The 13,769-nt window shown below is 64.5% G+C and carries 13 protein-coding genes, 1 tRNA gene and 1 rRNA gene; 7 read left to right on the top strand and 8 right to left on the bottom strand.

What is annotated here, in order from left to right; all coding sequences use genetic code 11:
* Nucleotides 1–117 precede the first annotated feature (117 nt).
* Genes LB557_RS19425 through LB557_RS19410 form a run of 4 tightly spaced genes read left to right on the top strand, consistent with a single transcriptional unit; the run spans nt 118 to nt 3,582 of the window.
* Entirely contained in the window at nt 118–1,104 is a 987-nt protein-coding gene (locus tag LB557_RS19425) for an ABC transporter permease (protein ID WP_224644128.1), read from the top strand.
* Nucleotides 1,101–1,931: an ABC transporter permease gene (locus LB557_RS19420; RefSeq protein WP_224644129.1), complete on the top strand. Its 831-nt coding sequence runs from the start codon at nt 1,101–1,103 to the stop codon at nt 1,929–1,931. The genes LB557_RS19425 and LB557_RS19420 overlap by 4 nt, the downstream gene beginning before the upstream one ends.
* Entirely contained in the window at nt 1,928–2,809 is an 882-nt protein-coding gene (locus LB557_RS19415) for an ABC transporter ATP-binding protein (RefSeq protein WP_224644130.1), read from the top strand. The genes LB557_RS19420 and LB557_RS19415 overlap by 4 nt, the downstream gene beginning before the upstream one ends.
* Nucleotides 2,806–3,582, top strand: a complete 777-nt coding sequence (locus LB557_RS19410; RefSeq protein ID WP_224644131.1) for an ATP-binding cassette domain-containing protein — start codon at nt 2,806–2,808, stop codon at nt 3,580–3,582. The genes LB557_RS19415 and LB557_RS19410 overlap by 4 nt, the downstream gene beginning before the upstream one ends.
* A gap of 36 nt (nt 3,583–3,618) precedes the next feature.
* Here LB557_RS19410 and LB557_RS19405 read toward each other — a convergent pair whose 3' ends face one another.
* The 4 genes from LB557_RS19405 to LB557_RS19390 all read right to left on the bottom strand — a co-directional run bounded on the left by LB557_RS19405 (nt 3,619) and on the right by LB557_RS19390 (nt 7,842).
* Nucleotides 3,619–4,374, bottom strand: coding sequence for an ATP-binding cassette domain-containing protein (locus LB557_RS19405; protein WP_140618990.1), 756 nt, complete (start codon nt 4,372–4,374; stop codon nt 3,619–3,621).
* Nucleotides 4,367–5,428 carry an ABC transporter permease subunit gene (locus LB557_RS19400; RefSeq protein ID WP_140618992.1) on the bottom strand — a complete coding sequence of 354 codons (1,062 nt, stop codon included), beginning with the start codon at nt 5,426–5,428 and terminating at the stop codon, nt 4,367–4,369. Before LB557_RS19400 ends, LB557_RS19405 begins: the two co-directional genes overlap by 8 nt.
* Before the next feature lie 99 nt (nt 5,429–5,527).
* A complete protein-coding gene (locus LB557_RS19395) occupies nt 5,528–6,505 on the bottom strand; it encodes an ABC transporter substrate-binding protein (RefSeq protein ID WP_015315618.1) in 978 nt (325 codons plus the stop codon).
* Nucleotides 6,506–6,936: 431 nt separating this feature from the next.
* Entirely contained in the window at nt 6,937–7,842 is a 906-nt protein-coding gene (locus LB557_RS19390) for a sugar-binding transcriptional regulator (RefSeq protein WP_015315617.1), read from the bottom strand.
* Between the two features lie 276 nt (nt 7,843–8,118).
* Between LB557_RS19390 and LB557_RS19385 the strand changes: the two genes are divergently transcribed.
* Both LB557_RS19385 and LB557_RS19380 read left to right on the top strand, forming a co-directional pair.
* A complete protein-coding gene (locus LB557_RS19385) occupies nt 8,119–9,027 on the top strand; it encodes a tagatose-bisphosphate aldolase (RefSeq protein ID WP_224529030.1) in 909 nt (302 codons plus the stop codon).
* A 35-nt stretch (nt 9,028–9,062) separates the two neighbouring features.
* Nucleotides 9,063–10,535 (top strand): ROK family protein, encoded by a 1,473-nt coding sequence (locus tag LB557_RS19380; RefSeq protein WP_224644135.1) that lies wholly within the window; start codon nt 9,063–9,065, stop codon nt 10,533–10,535.
* Here the strand turns inward: LB557_RS19380 and LB557_RS19375 are convergent.
* Nucleotides 10,519–11,130 carry an NAD(P)-dependent oxidoreductase gene (locus LB557_RS19375; protein WP_224644133.1) on the bottom strand — a complete coding sequence of 204 codons (612 nt, stop codon included), beginning with the start codon at nt 11,128–11,130 and terminating at the stop codon, nt 10,519–10,521. The genes LB557_RS19380 and LB557_RS19375 overlap by 17 nt on opposite strands.
* Nucleotides 11,131–11,166: 36 nt before the next feature.
* Nucleotides 11,167–11,805 carry a DsbA family protein gene (locus LB557_RS19370; protein ID WP_224644134.1) on the bottom strand — a complete coding sequence of 213 codons (639 nt, stop codon included), beginning with the start codon at nt 11,803–11,805 and terminating at the stop codon, nt 11,167–11,169.
* 140 nt (nt 11,806–11,945) lie between these two features.
* Here LB557_RS19370 and LB557_RS19365 point away from each other — a divergent pair, with 140 nt between their 5' ends.
* On the top strand, nt 11,946–12,863 hold the full coding sequence (locus LB557_RS19365; protein ID WP_140787790.1) for a LysR family transcriptional regulator: 918 nt from the start codon (nt 11,946–11,948) through the stop codon (nt 12,861–12,863).
* Nucleotides 12,864–12,997: 134 nt separating this feature from the next.
* Here the strand turns inward: LB557_RS19365 and LB557_RS19360 are convergent.
* Together LB557_RS19360 and rrf are read right to left on the bottom strand one after the other, a co-directional pair.
* A tRNA-Met gene (locus LB557_RS19360) sits at nt 12,998–13,074 on the bottom strand.
* 244 nt (nt 13,075–13,318) lie between these two features.
* Nucleotides 13,319–13,433: ribosomal RNA gene (gene rrf / locus LB557_RS19355) — 5S ribosomal RNA — on the bottom strand.
* Nucleotides 13,434–13,769 lie beyond the last annotated feature (336 nt).

Below are 13,769 nucleotides of genomic sequence, written 5' to 3'. Positions count from 1 at the left end.
GGAAAGCCGTCGGCAGCAGCCAATCCCCCTCCTTGAGGGGGAGATGTCCGGCAGGACAGAGGGGCGCGCCTGGGCTCGACATTTCGTTATGTCCCTTATCGCGCATTCGAGGTCCGCATGAATCGCGCCCTCGTCCTCCTGCGCCGTCGCCTCGTCGGCAGCATCTTCGTGCTTTTGATCGTCGTCATCGGCACTTTCCTTTTGCTCGAAGCAGCGCCCGGCGATGCGGTCGACGCCTACATCGTCTCGACCGGCGGCGACGCCGGCATGATCGAGCTGTTGCGCCACCGCTGGGGTCTCGACCAGTCGGAGCTGACGCGGCTCGCCAACTACCTCTGGGCACTGCTGCATCTCGATCTCGGCCAGTCTGTCACTTTTTCCCGGCCGACCCGGGACGTCATCCTCGAGCGCCTGCCGACCACGCTCATCCTGATGGTCAGCGCCACCGCGCTCTCCTTTGGCCTCGGCTCGGTGCTCGGCATCTATGCCGGGGCCAGGCCAGGCAGCTTCCGCGACCGTTTTCTCTCCGTCGCCTCGCTGGCTCTCTACGCGGTGCCCGGCTTCTGGCTCGGCCTGGTGCTGATCGTGATCTTCGCCGTCGACCTGCGCTGGCTGCCGATCGGCGGCGTCGAGACGCTGGCCTCGGACAAGACCGGCCTCGACCGCGGCGCCGACATCGCCATCCATATGGTGCTGCCGGTTTGCGCACTCGGTTTCATCTATCTGGCGCTTTATCTGCGCATGATGCGCGCCGGCATGGCCGAGGCCTGGCGCCAGGATTTTGTGCTGGCCGCCCGCGCCCGGGGGTTGTCGCGCCGCCGCATCGTGCTTGCTCATGTCGCCCGAAATGCGCTGCTGCCGCTGGTCACCATGCTCGGCCTGCAGTCGGCGCAGATGCTGGGCGGCAGTGTCGTCATCGAGAGCGTCTTTGCCGTGCCCGGCCTTGGTCGGCTGGCGCAGGAAGCGGTCGCCGCGCGCGACACGCCGCTGCTGCTCGGCATCATTCTTACCAGCGCCGTCCTGGTCATCGTCATCAATCTTGTCGTCGACATCGCCTACGCGTTCCTTGACCCGCGCGTCGGCGCCAGCGGGGCCGGTGCATGAGCCGTCTGCGCCGCTTTCTGCACACGCCCGAGGCGGCCGCCGGTGCCATCATCCTGGCGGCGCTTTTTGCCATGGCGCTGTCGGCCTCGCTGCTGTTTCCCGGCGACCCGCAAGCCATTGCCGGCGCGGCGCTGCTGCCGCCCTTCCAGGACTGGTCGCTGCCGCTCGGCACCGACCGGCTCGGCCGCGACGTGTTGGCCGAGCTGTTCCATGGCGCCCGTACGTCGCTGGCCGTCGGTCTGGCGGCGGCGGCCGCGGCACTCGCCGTCGGCGCGGTGATCGGCACGCTGGCCGGCTTCGCCGGCGGCCTGATCGACGAGGTGCTGATGCGCGTCACCGATGCTTTCCAGACCGTGCCGGGCTTCCTGCTGGCGCTGGCCTTCGTCAGCGTGGTTGGGACCTCGCTCGGCGTCGTCGTCGTTGCAATAACGCTCGGCACCTGGACAGGACCGGCGCGGGTCGCCCGCGCGGAAGTCCTCTCCATTCGCGAACGCGACTATGTCGCCAGTGCCCGCGTCATTGGCATGCATCCCCTGGAAATCGCCTTTCGCGAGGTGCTGCCCAATGCCTTGCCGCCGATCTTGGCGATGTCATCGGTGATCGTCGCCGCCGCGATCCTGACCGAAGCAGCCCTGTCTTTCCTTGGTCTTGGCGATCCCAACCGGGTCACCTGGGGCGGCATGATCGCGGAAGGTCGCGCTGTCTTGCGCACCGCGCCGTTCCTCTCGATCATCCCGGGCATTGCGCTGGTGCTGACGGTGCTCGGCGTCTATCTCGCCGGCGAAGGCATCGTCGAGACGACGGCCGTGCGGAGGGGCCTGTCGTGACAGTACTGGCGTCGATCCGAGATCTGACGGTGACCTACCGCCGTGATGGCAGCGAGGTCGCCGCGCTGAAGAATATTATTCTCGATATCCAGCCAGGCGAACGGCTGGCCATCATCGGTGAAAGCGGTTCGGGCAAGAGCACGCTGGCGCTGGCGATCGCGGGATTGTTGCCGGCGAGCGCCAGGATTGAGGGGAGTATCGACTGGTTCATGCGATCACCGCCAACGTTGGGGGCCAAGGCACCCCCCTCCGGCAGGATAGAGGGGGGTGGGAAGGATCGCCTATCTCTCAACCGTCACAATCAAGCCTCCCTTGGCGGCCGCGACATCGGCTTCGTCTTCCAGGATCCGTCCGCAAGCCTCGATCCGGTAATGGCGGTCGGCAAACAAATCGCCGAAGTCGCGCGCACGCATCTCGGCCTCACATGGGCCCAGGCATATGCCAAAGCCAAAACCCTCCTCGAACGCGTCCGCTTGCCCGACCCCGACTCCGCCCTGCGTGCCTTCCCGCATCAGCTTTCCGGCGGCCAGAAGCAGCGCGTGGCGATTGCCGCCGCGATTGCCGCCGGACCCAAACTGCTGATCGCCGACGAGGCGACCAGCGCGCTCGACACCATCGTGCAGGCCGAGATCGTCGCTTTGATTCGACGGCTCGTGGCCGAGGACGGCATGACGCTGCTGTTCATCAGCCATGACATTGCGCTCGCCGCCGAGCTTGCCGAACGCATCGCCGTGTTCCGCCACGGCCAGTTGGTGGAGTTTGGCAAGACCGAGCAGATTGTCGAAGCCCCGACGCAAGCCTATACCCGCGCGCTGCTCGACGCCCATATCGACCTCGACGCCGAGCCGCTGCTGCACCGAAGCAGGCTGAATGCATGAGCCTGCTGACAGTGTCCAATCTCACCAAACGCTACAGTCGCGGCGGCAAGACCCTTGCTGCGGTGAGCGATGTCTCCTTTCATATCGAGCCCGGCGAAACGCTGGCGCTGGCAGGCCCTTCCGGCAGCGGCAAGTCGACCATCGCGCGGTTGGTGCTGCGCCTGATCGAGCCGGATGGCGGACGCATTGAATTCGAAGGCGATGATTTCCTGGCTCTGGGCGGCTCGGCACTTCGAGCCCGTCGCGCGCGCCTGCAAATGGTGTTCCAGGATTCGCTGGCCGCCTTCAACCCGCGCGCCACGGTGGCGCGCGTCCTCGATGACCCCTTGCGCATTCATGGCGTCGCCCCGCGCACGGAGCGCCCGCGCCGCATCGCCGCCTTGCTGGAGCGGGTCGGCCTGGCGGCCGATCTCGCGCCCCGCGCAATCCATGAAATCTCCGGCGGTCAGCGGCAGCGTGTGGCGATTGCCCGCGCCATCGCCACCAAGCCGTCGCTGATCGTGCTTGACGAAGCGGTGTCGGCGCTCGATGTCTCGGTGCGCGGCCAGATCCTCGATCTCCTGCTGGACCTGCAGCGCGAGGAACGGATCGCCTATCTCTTCATTTCGCATGATCTTGGCGTCGTCCGGGCGGTCGCCCACCGCGTCATCCTTCTCGATGCCGGGCGGATTGCCGAGAGCGGCGATGCCCGAACCGTCATCGACGCGCCGCGATCGGCCATCGGCAAGGCACTGGTGGCGGCTGCGCCCAGATTGAACAGAAACAGACCATGATCCGCTCTTCGAACAAGATCACACCGACAGGACGGCCTACCCTCCAACCATCAACCTGACGACCTCGTCATGGTTGGTCTCGGAAATCTTGCGCTCGCCGGCCTGGACGCCGCGGCGCAGCACGACGATGCGGTCCGAGACCGCGAAGATATCCTGCAGATTGTGCGAGATGAAGATCACGCCGCGTCCTTGCGCCTTGAGCTGGTGGATGAGCGAGATCACCTTGCGCTGTTCCGGCACGCCAAGCGCCGCGGTCGGTTCGTCCATGATGAGGATCTGCGCATCCCAGTAGACAGCGCGGCCGATGGCGACGGCTTGGCGTTGGCCGCCGGAGAAATTGCTGACCGGGGCGTTCATCCGGCTGACGTGGAAATCCAGCCGCTTCATCGTCTCCCTGGCCGCCTCGGCCATGGCCTTGCGGTCGAGCACCGGCAGGAAGCCGAACGCCTTGCGCATCGGTTCGCGGCCAAGGAAAATGTTGGCACCGATCGACAGATTGTCGGCGAGAGCCAGATCCTGGTAGATCGTCTCGATGCCTTTTTCGCGCGCCTCTTGCGGCGTCGCGAATGCCACCGGCTGGCCCCTGAGCAGGATTTCGCCGCCTGTCGGCTGGAACACGCCCGAGATCGCCTTGATCAGCGTCGTCTTGCCGGCACCATTGTCGCCGGCCAGCGCCACCACTTCGCCCGGCCGCACGGCCATGGAGAAATCGTTGAGCGCGCGCACGGCGCCGAAATGCTTGGACAGGTTGCGGACCTCGAGCAAGGGGGTGTTCTGGTCGGTGCTATTCATCCTGGCGGCCTCCACTGAACCGGCGCTGCGCCTGGTCTATGAGCACGGAAATGATGATGACGACGCCGACGGCGATGAACTGCCAGAACGGCTCGACATTGACGAAGACCAGCCCGTACTGGATGACCGCGATCACCAGCGCGCCGGCGACCGTGCCCAGGATGGTGCCGGAGCCACCGAACAGGCTGGCGCCACCGATGACGACCGCCGCGACGCTGTCGAGCAGCAGCGGCTCGCCGGCTTGTGCCGCACCGGCCGTGAAGCGCGCCGCGTAGAGCGCCCCGCCAAGGCCGGCGCACATCGCCGACAGCACATAGAGCCGCAATATATGGCCCCTGATATCGATGCCGGCGCGCCGCGCCGCCTGCACATTGGCGCCGATGGCATAATTGTGCTGGCCGAACCGTGTCTGGCTAAGCAGATAATGCATCACGATGACGAACACGGCAGCGATCATGACCAGATAGGGCACGCCGTAGAACTTGCCATTGCCGAGCAGCGCGAACCAGGAATTCTGAACCGGCACCGTCGTGCCGCCGGCAAGCAGGAAGGCAACGCCGCGCGCGACGCCGAACATGCCGAGCGTGCCGATGAACGGCGGCACCCTGAGGCGCGAGATGAGCAGGCCGTTGATGATGCCGGGCAAGCCGGCGACGATCACCGCGGCGAGGATGCCCGCCAGCATGGCCAGCGGCAAGGGAATGGCGGCGCCCGCCATATTGGTGGCATGCGCGGCAACGACGGCGGCAAGCCCCATGATGAACCCCAGCGACAGATCGATGCCGCCCGAAATGATGACGAAGGTCTGTCCGGTCGCAAGCAGCAGCGGCGCTATGGCAAAGATTGCGATGGATTGCAGGTTGAACGGGTTGAGCACGAACGTCGCGCCGAAGGCGAACCTCGACCATACCTCGAAACAGATGATCAGACCGGCGAGGAACAACCAGGCGCGCCCTTCGGCGATGCGTCCGATCAGGGTCCTGGCCGGATCGCCATGATCGGCCTGGGGGGCGACATGCTTCTCGGCCGGCTGGGCTGGTGATGTCGAGGTCATGAATACTCCGCGGCGCGGCTGCGTTCAAACAGGCCCCGCCTTTGGGAACCCGGCACGAGCTCCCCCCGGCGGACCGGGAGGAGCCAAGCTCGTCTTGACCTACTCGGAGTAGAGGTACTTCGAGATGTTCGGGTCGGCGATGTTGGACTTGTCCATGATCGTGAAGCCGGTGCCGATCGTGACCGGGATGGAATGGCCGGTCAGGTGGGCATAGGCCGAGACGACGCCGAAGTAGCCGATCTCGGCGGGATGCTGGGCGATCGCCACGTCCACCAGGCCGGTGTTGATGTTGTCGACGATGCTGGTCGGTGCATCGAAGGCAACGACCTTGACGGTGCCGCTCTGCCCGGCCTGCTTGACGCCGTTGGCCGCACCCAGCGCGGAGAACAGATTGGCGCCGAACACGCCGACCAGATCGGGATTGCGCGCGAAGACGGCCTGCAGCTGCGAGGCCGCCTTGTTGGCGTCGTCGTCATTGAATTGGGTCTCCAGCACGGTGATGCCCGTATGCTTGGCCATCTCCTTCTTGAAGCCTTCTTCGCGCTGGTCGGTGGTCGAGATGCCGGGCTTGACGTTCGACACATAGACCTTGCCCTTGTCGCCGACGGCGGTGGCAAGCGCACGCGCGGCGATCTCGCCGCCCAGAACATTGTCAGAAGCAATGTAGGCCAGCGGGAAATCGGCATCGCCAGCACCCGTCTGGTAGACGCCGCTGCCGATGAAAGTATCGACTGTTATGACCGGAATGCCGGCGTCGTTGGCCTTGCGCAGCGGCTCGACCAGCTGGACCTTGTCGGTCGGCGCGATCAGGATCGCATCCGGCTTCTTGGCGATGACCGCGTCGAGCACCGGCACCTGGGTGACCGGGTTGAAGTCCGGAGCGCCCTGGAAGACTAGGTTCACGCCGAGCGCGTCGGCGGCCGCTTGGGCACCCTTGCGCATGGTGATGTAAAAGCCGTCGGTGGTGAGGCCCGGAATGAGCGCAATGGTGTATTTTTTGTCCTGCGCCTGCGCGGGCGCCATCAGCACCGTTGCGCTGACGGCAAGCGCCGCGAGCGCGGCAACGATCTTCTTCATGACATCCTCCTCATTGTTGGCAGTTCTGCCGTTTTCGGTGACATTGGAATGGCCGTTATCCGCTCAGAGGCAGGATGCCGACGGCCGGGAACGCCTGTTTGCCTTTCGCGGGCAGCTCCTCCCAAGCGCCCTCCGTCTAAATATCAGCCGGTCGAACCGACCAGCACGATCCCGTGCTCACTTTCCTCGCCCGCGAGGTCCGGGAACCATCGCGCCGACATGCCTGCACGATGGGTCCGCATTTTGTAACACTTTGCAGAAATAAATTGCAACTCGGTTTTTCCGCGACCGCAACGCCGGCTTTTCCAGACGCCATCTGACTGCTCCTCCGAGCCCTGGCGAACTATCGTCCCGACTCCCCGGCGACACAATCGATTTCGCAGCGGCTTCTCTCCGCACCGACAGCGCCGCATCAGTCCGCATATCTGCCGCTATCGCGTTGCAAGAACCGCGAGGATGGCCTGAGCCGTCTTGGTATCCGTCACCAGCGTGTTGATGAGCCCGGAACGAACGGCGCCGATGATTGCCGTCGCCTTCTCCGGCGAGGCTGCGACGCCGATCACCAGGGGCACGGCGCGAAGCTGCGCCGGCGACATGGCGATCATCCGGCTCTCCCCTTCCCAGGCCATCAGGGCGCCTTCCGCATCGAAATAATGGCGAAGGACGTCGCCAGCCGCATGGACCAGCGCCTGCTCGGTCGGCGTGGCGGCACTCGCCTCGGGTGGGTTGATGGCGTGCGGCAGGCCAATGCCGACGATGGCAACGTCGGTCCTGTCCCACAGCCCGACGGCATCGCGGATGGTGGCGTCTCCGAGGAAGACGTCACGCAGTTCGCTGGACGGCAGATAGGGCGCATGGATAAAGTGCGGTGTCCCGCCAAACTCTTCGGCGGCGAGCCGCACGAATTCATTGACCTGGAAATGCGCCGCGTGCTGCTGCATGCCGCCAGTCGCGGCCACAGTCAGCACGCCCGGCATGCGCGGCAGACCGGCTCGAATGACCTCGCGCACGGCGCGTCCCCAGCCGATGGCGACTACGGAGCCGGCCACCAGTTGCGCCTGCCTGAGCAAAGCGCCAAGCGGGGCGGAAAGCGCAGTCAGCGCACCCGCTGCCGGCGTTTCGACAACGGCGGCGTCCCGCAACTTCAATCCGTCGACAAGTTGCCTGGTAATATCCTCCGGCGTCGCCAGGTCGATCACCTCGATGCGCACGATGCCTTCGGCCCGCGCCCGCTGCAGCAGCCGCGAAATCGTCGCGGTGGAGACACCGAGCTGCCGCGCTATGTCGACCTGCGACATCTCCTCCACATAGTGCAACTTGGCAACCGTGTGCAGCATCGTGCGCGATGCGGTCGCGTCCTGGGCGGAAGAAACAGACAGCTTGCAATTCCTTTCAGCAACGTGTTACACACGTATACGCCGATGCGAGTTATCGCGCAAATCCGGTGAACTCGCAACTTGAGGCATACCAGGCCAAACGCCGGTTGGGCTGCTTATCCCAGCAGCCGGCGATGTATCAGGCGGCAAACTCTTCCTGCCGGCAGGCGGGCAAACTGACCATTTGTTTCCACGGGATCAGCGCCTCGGCGCGCCAACATCGGACAGAAGAAAACCATGACCAGGATGACCACCGCGGAACTGCGCGGCTACCAGCAGATATGCGGCAAGGACGGAGCCATGGTGGCCATCGCTTGCGATCAGCGCGGCGGCATGCGCACCTTGTTGGCGTCGGACCCCGAGGACCAGGCCAGAATCACCAACGACATGCTCGGCGACACCAAGGCCGACATCACGCGCTACCTCGCAAGTGCGGCGTCCTGCGTGCTGCTCGACCCGCTCTGCGCGGTGCCGAGAGTTGTCGACGACGGCGTACTGAACCGTGACACCGCGCTGCTCATCGGCCTCGACGCGTCCGGTTTCGACGTTTCGCCGGAGGGCTATCGGCTGTCGCGGCTGGTCCCCGGCATCGATGCGCGGCGCGTGCGCGAACTCGGCGGCACGGGCGGCAAGATCATGGTGTATCTCAGGGCCGACAAGCCTGAAGCCAACGAACACAACATCGCCATCCTGCGCCAATGCATCGCCGACTTCGGCAAAGAGGACCTGCTGCTCGTCGTCGAATTCCTGACCTATCAGCTCGAAGGGGAAAGCCCCGAGGACTATGCGGCCAAGACGCCCTGGCTGGTCGAGGAGGGTACGAGGATTTCGCTGGAATGCGGCGCGAAGGTGCTGAAGCTTCCCTACCCTGGAACGCCGGAAGCCTGCGCCAACATCACTGAAATGGCCGGCGAAGTGCCGTGGGCCGTACTTTCGGCCGGCGTCAACCACACCACTTTCCTTGGCCAGGTCGAGATCGCCATGCAAAATGGCGCCTCCGGCGTCATCGCCGGCCGATCGCTGTGGAAGGACTGCATCTCGCTCGATCGTGACATTCAGCGCGAAAGGCTTAAGACCATCGCGGTGCCGCGGCTGCGAGAGATCCAGGCGGTGATCGGGCACTATCGGCGGAAGGCTGCCGCTTGATATCCACCTTTGAGCGCCGGCACGTGCAGGACGTCATGCCACAAAAGTCGATGGCCATAGGGATCGATATCGGCGGCACCAATTTGCGTGCCGCCCGCATCTCGGGCACCGGTGAAATCCTCGAACGCCTTTCCGAAAAGAGCGCGCCCGACGCGGAGCTGGTGCTTGGCCGCATCGCCGACATGGTGTGCCTTCTCGATACGCCTGATGTGGCGGCCATCGGCGTCGGCGTCCCCGGCCGCGTCGACGTACGGCGCGGCGCGGTCCTGTCGGGCGGCTATGTCAACCTCGCTTCGGTCGCGCTCGCGCAGCGGCTGGAAAGCATGACCGGCAAGCCTGTCGTCGTCGACAACGACTGTAACATGGCGCTGGCCGCCGAGATGGCGCTTGGCGCCGGCCGGGGTCACGACAACATCGCCATGTTCACCATCGGCACCGGCATTGGCGGCGCCGTCGTCCAGAACCGACGGATCATGCGCGGCCGGGCAGCGGCGGGGCAACTGGGGCACATCACCGTCGACGTCAACGGCGAACTCTGCGCTTGCGGGCGGCGCGGCTGTGTCGAAACCACCAGTTCGGGCACGGCGCTCGGCCGTCACATAGGGCGGGCTGGCTTTGGTCCCGAGGTTTCGGTCGACCAATTCTTTGCCCGCGACGCCGCCGGCGACATCCAGGCGCGAGGCATATTGGAAGCCTGGGCGAGGCCACTGCGCGCGGCCATCGATACCACCGTTGCCGTGTTCGACCCCGACCTCGTCCTGCTTGGCGGCGGTCTTGGCCGGGCGGCACACAGAGCGCTCGGCCACGCGCCGGCGCTGGCGCCGTGGTACCAATGCCCGGTGGCGCCGGCGCAGCTTGGCGACGACGCCGGAGTGATCGGCGCGGGTCTCCAGGCGCTTTCGGCACCGACATCGACATCGCTTTCCGTTGAGCCCGCCCGCGCCAGACGCGCCGTGCTCGTCAACGGCATCCCGGCCAGCGGCAAGAGCACGGTGTCACGCGGCATCGCCGACCGCATGGGATGGCCGCTGCTCGCGCTCGATACGGTCAAGAACCCGTTCCTCGAAGTGCTCGGCGGCGGCGACCGCGAATTCAACCGCACGCTGGGCCGCGCCAGCTACCAGGCAATCTGGTCGCTCATCGGCGACGCCCCTGCCGGCAGCACCTTCATCGTCGATGCCTGGTTCGGCTTCCAGCCGCGGCAAGTGCTCGAGGATCATCTGCGCGACGCCGGCGTCGAACATACGGTCGAAATCTGGTGCCACGCGCCGGGCGAAGTTCTGGCCGAACGCTACGGCGCCCGGCTAGGTCAGCGCCTCCCGGGTCATCCCGGCGCTGCCTATATCCCCGAATTGATCGAGCTGGCCAAGCGCGCCGAACCGCTGCGGCGCGGGCCGCTGTTCGACGTCGATACGACGCAGCCGATCGACTTCGAGGCCATCGCCGCATGGCTCCGCGCGACCCTGGCCGGCGACGCGTGGGTCCTTTCAATCAATAACCGACGGTGAAGCGCTGCCTGACATGCGTCGGCTTCTCGATTTCGTCGACCATGGCGATGGCATAGTCCTCGAACGAGATGCTGCTACCCTTATCCGAGGCGAGAAGCGTGTCCTTGCCGACGCGGAACTTGCCGGTGCGCTCACCTGAGACGAACATCGCGGACGGCGACAGGAACGTCCAGTCGACGTCGCTGACTGTCTTCAATTTGTCCAGGAAGTCGGCACCCTTCTGTGCCTCGGCCTTGTAGATCGCAGGAAATTCGGCTGTATCGACCAGACGCTTGCCGGGCGCGACTTCGAGACTGCCCGCGCCGCCCACGACCAGATAGCGCTTCACGCCCGAGGCACGCACCGCGGCGATCAGCGTGTCGGGGTCGCTATCCATGAAATGCACCGCACTGATCACCGCATCATGGTCGCGGATCAACTCGGCAAGGCCTTCCTTATCGAAGACATCGCCCTTCTTGGCGGTCACGCCGGGCAGCGCGGCAATTTTTTCAGGGCTGCGGGCGATACCGGTGACCGTGTGGCCACGATCGGAGAGTTCCTTGAGTATGCGCGAGCCGACAGCGCCGGATGCACCGATGAGAGCGACGTTTGCCATGTTCTTTTCCAGTCCTTGTTGGAGGTCAGTTGGGGGTCACGCCGCCGCTATATGGGCGACAAGATTGTCAAAGCTGCCGAACAGCGCGTTCGAACCGATGAGCCGAGGCGCTTCGTTGCGGATGACCGCCAGCGAAGGCACGCCGTTGGCATGCAAGCGCTGGAACAGCGCGCGGCCACGATTGACCAGGTCGAGGTGCGCCGTCAGCAAGGTTTCGGTCGGGCTCTTCAGGATCGCGGCGGCATCCATCATGCCAGCGCCGGCGAGCACGGCAGCCACGCCTTCCACAGTTACGATATCGCGACCGTCGACATAGCGCGCACGTTGGATTGCCTTGAGCGCGGTCAACCGGCGGCTCGGGTCTTCCAGGCCGGCGGCGCTGATGGCGAGGGTCGCGGCATGCGAGTCCAGCAAGGTGCCACGGATGCCGAGGACATTGTGCTGATAGGGCTGCGTGAACGCTTGTCCGGTCAGACGCTCGATACGCTGGTCGTTCGCCCAGGCGTGAGCGGCAAAACCTTCATCCATGGGCCTCGCGCCCGCTCCCGAAAACAGACCAGTCGGCAGCAATTCGACGCGCACGCCGCTGGCAGCCAATTTATCCAGCATCGGGGCGGCGCCGTAGCACCAGCCGCAGAGCGGACCGAAAAGATAAATCACATCCGAATTGCTCATGATTGCCTGATATCCCTTGGCGCGGCGTGCAGCGGTCTGGATTGCCAAAATCTGTTGCTCCTATGTGGCAGACAACGATCTTGCGATAAACATCATCCAATAATATAGATTGTCTGACCAGTTCATACAAAACGATCGCCGTGGCTGACCTGCTGAACCTCAATCGACTGGTCTACTTCACCACCGTGATGGAGACCGGCTCCTTCACATCGGCGGCCGACCGGCTTGGCGTCGCCAAAGCCGTGGTCAGCCATCAGATCGGCAAGCTCGAGGAGGAGTTGGGCGCGACACTCATGCGACGAACGACACGGCGTGTCGCGCCGACCGAAGAGGGACGCCTCTTCTATGATCGTGCGATGATAATCCTGCGGGAAGCGGAGGCCGCCTATGGCGAGATTTCGCGCGCGGCCGTCGAACCGGCTGGAATGTTGAGACTGACGGCGCCGCTCGACTACGGCACGAAGGTGGTTGCACCGGTCATCGCCGCCTATCTGAGAACTTATCCGCATATGCGCGTCGAGGTGATCTTCGACGACGCGGTAAGCAATCTGGTCGACGAGCAGATCGACCTCGGCATCCGCGTCGGCTGGCTTGCTGATTCCTCCAACCAGGCGCGGCGCTTGGGCACGATCCGGCAGATTGTGGTGGCAAGCCCTGCGTTCGCCGCAAGCCTGCCGCAGGACGTGAGCCCGCGGCAGGCGCGGTCGTTGGCCTGGGTCGGAAACGCCCAGCTTCGCGGCGTCGGCCAATGGCTGTTTTCCAGGGATGGCGACAAGGTGCTGACTGAACTCAACCCGGTCATCACATGCGACAAGAGCCCGGCTGCCCATGCCTGCGTGCTTGCCGGCATAGGGCTGGGTGTGTTTCCCGACTACAGCGTCAGCGACGACATCGCCGAGGGGCGGCTGGTTCCTGTCTTTGCCGACTGGGCCTTGCCCAACGGCGGTATCCACGCTGTCTTTCCGCCGGCAAGGTTCAGGCCCGCCAAGGTGCGCGCGTTTGTGGACCTGCTCGCCGCCGCAGAGAGAAAGCGATCGCGCGGCAGTGCCGTGGCGTGAATGCAACCGCGGCAGAAGGTCGGTAATGGCTTACATAAAGCGGTTCTGCCGCACCCCAAAACAAGACATCCGCAGCATTATCAGATCGGAACGCGAACGGCCCGCCGGCATTGAGCCAGGCGGGCCGTTTTGTTTGGTTGCGGGGACAGGATTTGAACCTGTGACCTTCAGGTTATGAGCCTGACGAGCTACCGGGCTGCTCCACCCCGCGTCACCACCATGATCGCCTTGTGGCGATTGCGGTATTTGCGATCGCCGTTTTACTTGGCGATTGCGGTATTCTGTCTCCACCAAATGAAAGGGCCGCTTAGAGCGGCCCGGGATCCCTTGGCGGGCCTTTATGCGTGTCGCCCAAAAGTGTTAGCGGTTTTGGGGCAACGACATGCATCGAACGACGTGCAGAGAAGATTTCACGGTCATCCGATTGGATGAGAGTTTGAACGTGCGTTTTGCAGACCTGGCAGCGACCTACTCTCCCGCGTCTTGAGACGAAGTACCATCAGCGCTGGAGCGTTTCACGGCCGAGTTCGGAATGGGATCGGGTGCAGCCGCTCCGCCATAACCACCAGGTCGGCAAAACGCACGTTATTCGAGAAGCTGGGTTAGGGATTAAGCAGTAGGGAATGGTGAGTAGGGGATACCTGCTCGCCATCCGGCCGTGCCGTTGCCCGTCTTTCCGCGCCAAGGCGATGCTTTGCAGTTTGCTTCCGGGCAAAGCCCGCAAGCGCGACTGCGCGTCGCCGGTCGTCCGGCGCCCTCGCGGAGCATAGGCCCGTAAGGGCCGCTCATGCGTGAGCGCTGGTCAGACCATTTGACTTCATCAAATGGGTATTAGGAATGAGAACGATCAAGCCGATCGAACTATTAGTACCGGTAAGCTTCAAGCGTTGCCGCTCTTCCACACCC

Source organism: Mesorhizobium sp. BR115XR7A (assembly GCF_020165315.1).
Taxonomy (GTDB): domain Bacteria; phylum Pseudomonadota; class Alphaproteobacteria; order Rhizobiales; family Rhizobiaceae; genus Mesorhizobium; species Mesorhizobium australicum.
The sequence above is the reverse complement of the archived record's forward strand: the minus strand, read 5'-3'. Positions and strand labels throughout refer to the sequence as shown.

Bases quoted from the DNA above. Each gene is read 5' to 3' on its own strand.
- LB557_RS19425 (WP_224644128.1), top strand. From the start codon at position 118: ATGAATCGCGCCCTCGTCCTCCTGCGCCGTCGCCTCGTCGGCAGCATC.
- LB557_RS19420 (WP_224644129.1), top strand. From the start codon at position 1,101: ATGAGCCGTCTGCGCCGCTTTCTGCACACGCCCGAGGCGGCCGCCGGT.
- LB557_RS19410 (WP_224644131.1), top strand. From the start codon at position 2,806: ATGAGCCTGCTGACAGTGTCCAATCTCACCAAACGCTACAGTCGCGGC.
- LB557_RS19405 (WP_140618990.1), bottom strand. From the start codon at position 4,374: ATGAATAGCACCGACCAGAACACCCCCTTGCTCGAGGTCCGCAACCTG.
- LB557_RS19400 (WP_140618992.1), bottom strand. From the start codon at position 5,428: ATGACCTCGACATCACCAGCCCAGCCGGCCGAGAAGCATGTCGCCCCC.
- LB557_RS19395 (WP_015315618.1), bottom strand. From the start codon at position 6,505: ATGAAGAAGATCGTTGCCGCGCTCGCGGCGCTTGCCGTCAGCGCAACG.
- LB557_RS19390 (WP_015315617.1), bottom strand. From the start codon at position 7,842: ATGCTGCACACGGTTGCCAAGTTGCACTATGTGGAGGAGATGTCGCAG.
- LB557_RS19385 (WP_224529030.1), top strand. From the start codon at position 8,119: ATGACCAGGATGACCACCGCGGAACTGCGCGGCTACCAGCAGATATGC.
- LB557_RS19380 (WP_224644135.1), top strand. From the start codon at position 9,063: ATGCCACAAAAGTCGATGGCCATAGGGATCGATATCGGCGGCACCAAT.
- LB557_RS19375 (WP_224644133.1), bottom strand. From the start codon at position 11,130: ATGGCAAACGTCGCTCTCATCGGTGCATCCGGCGCTGTCGGCTCGCGC.
- LB557_RS19370 (WP_224644134.1), bottom strand. From the start codon at position 11,805: ATGAGCAATTCGGATGTGATTTATCTTTTCGGTCCGCTCTGCGGCTGG.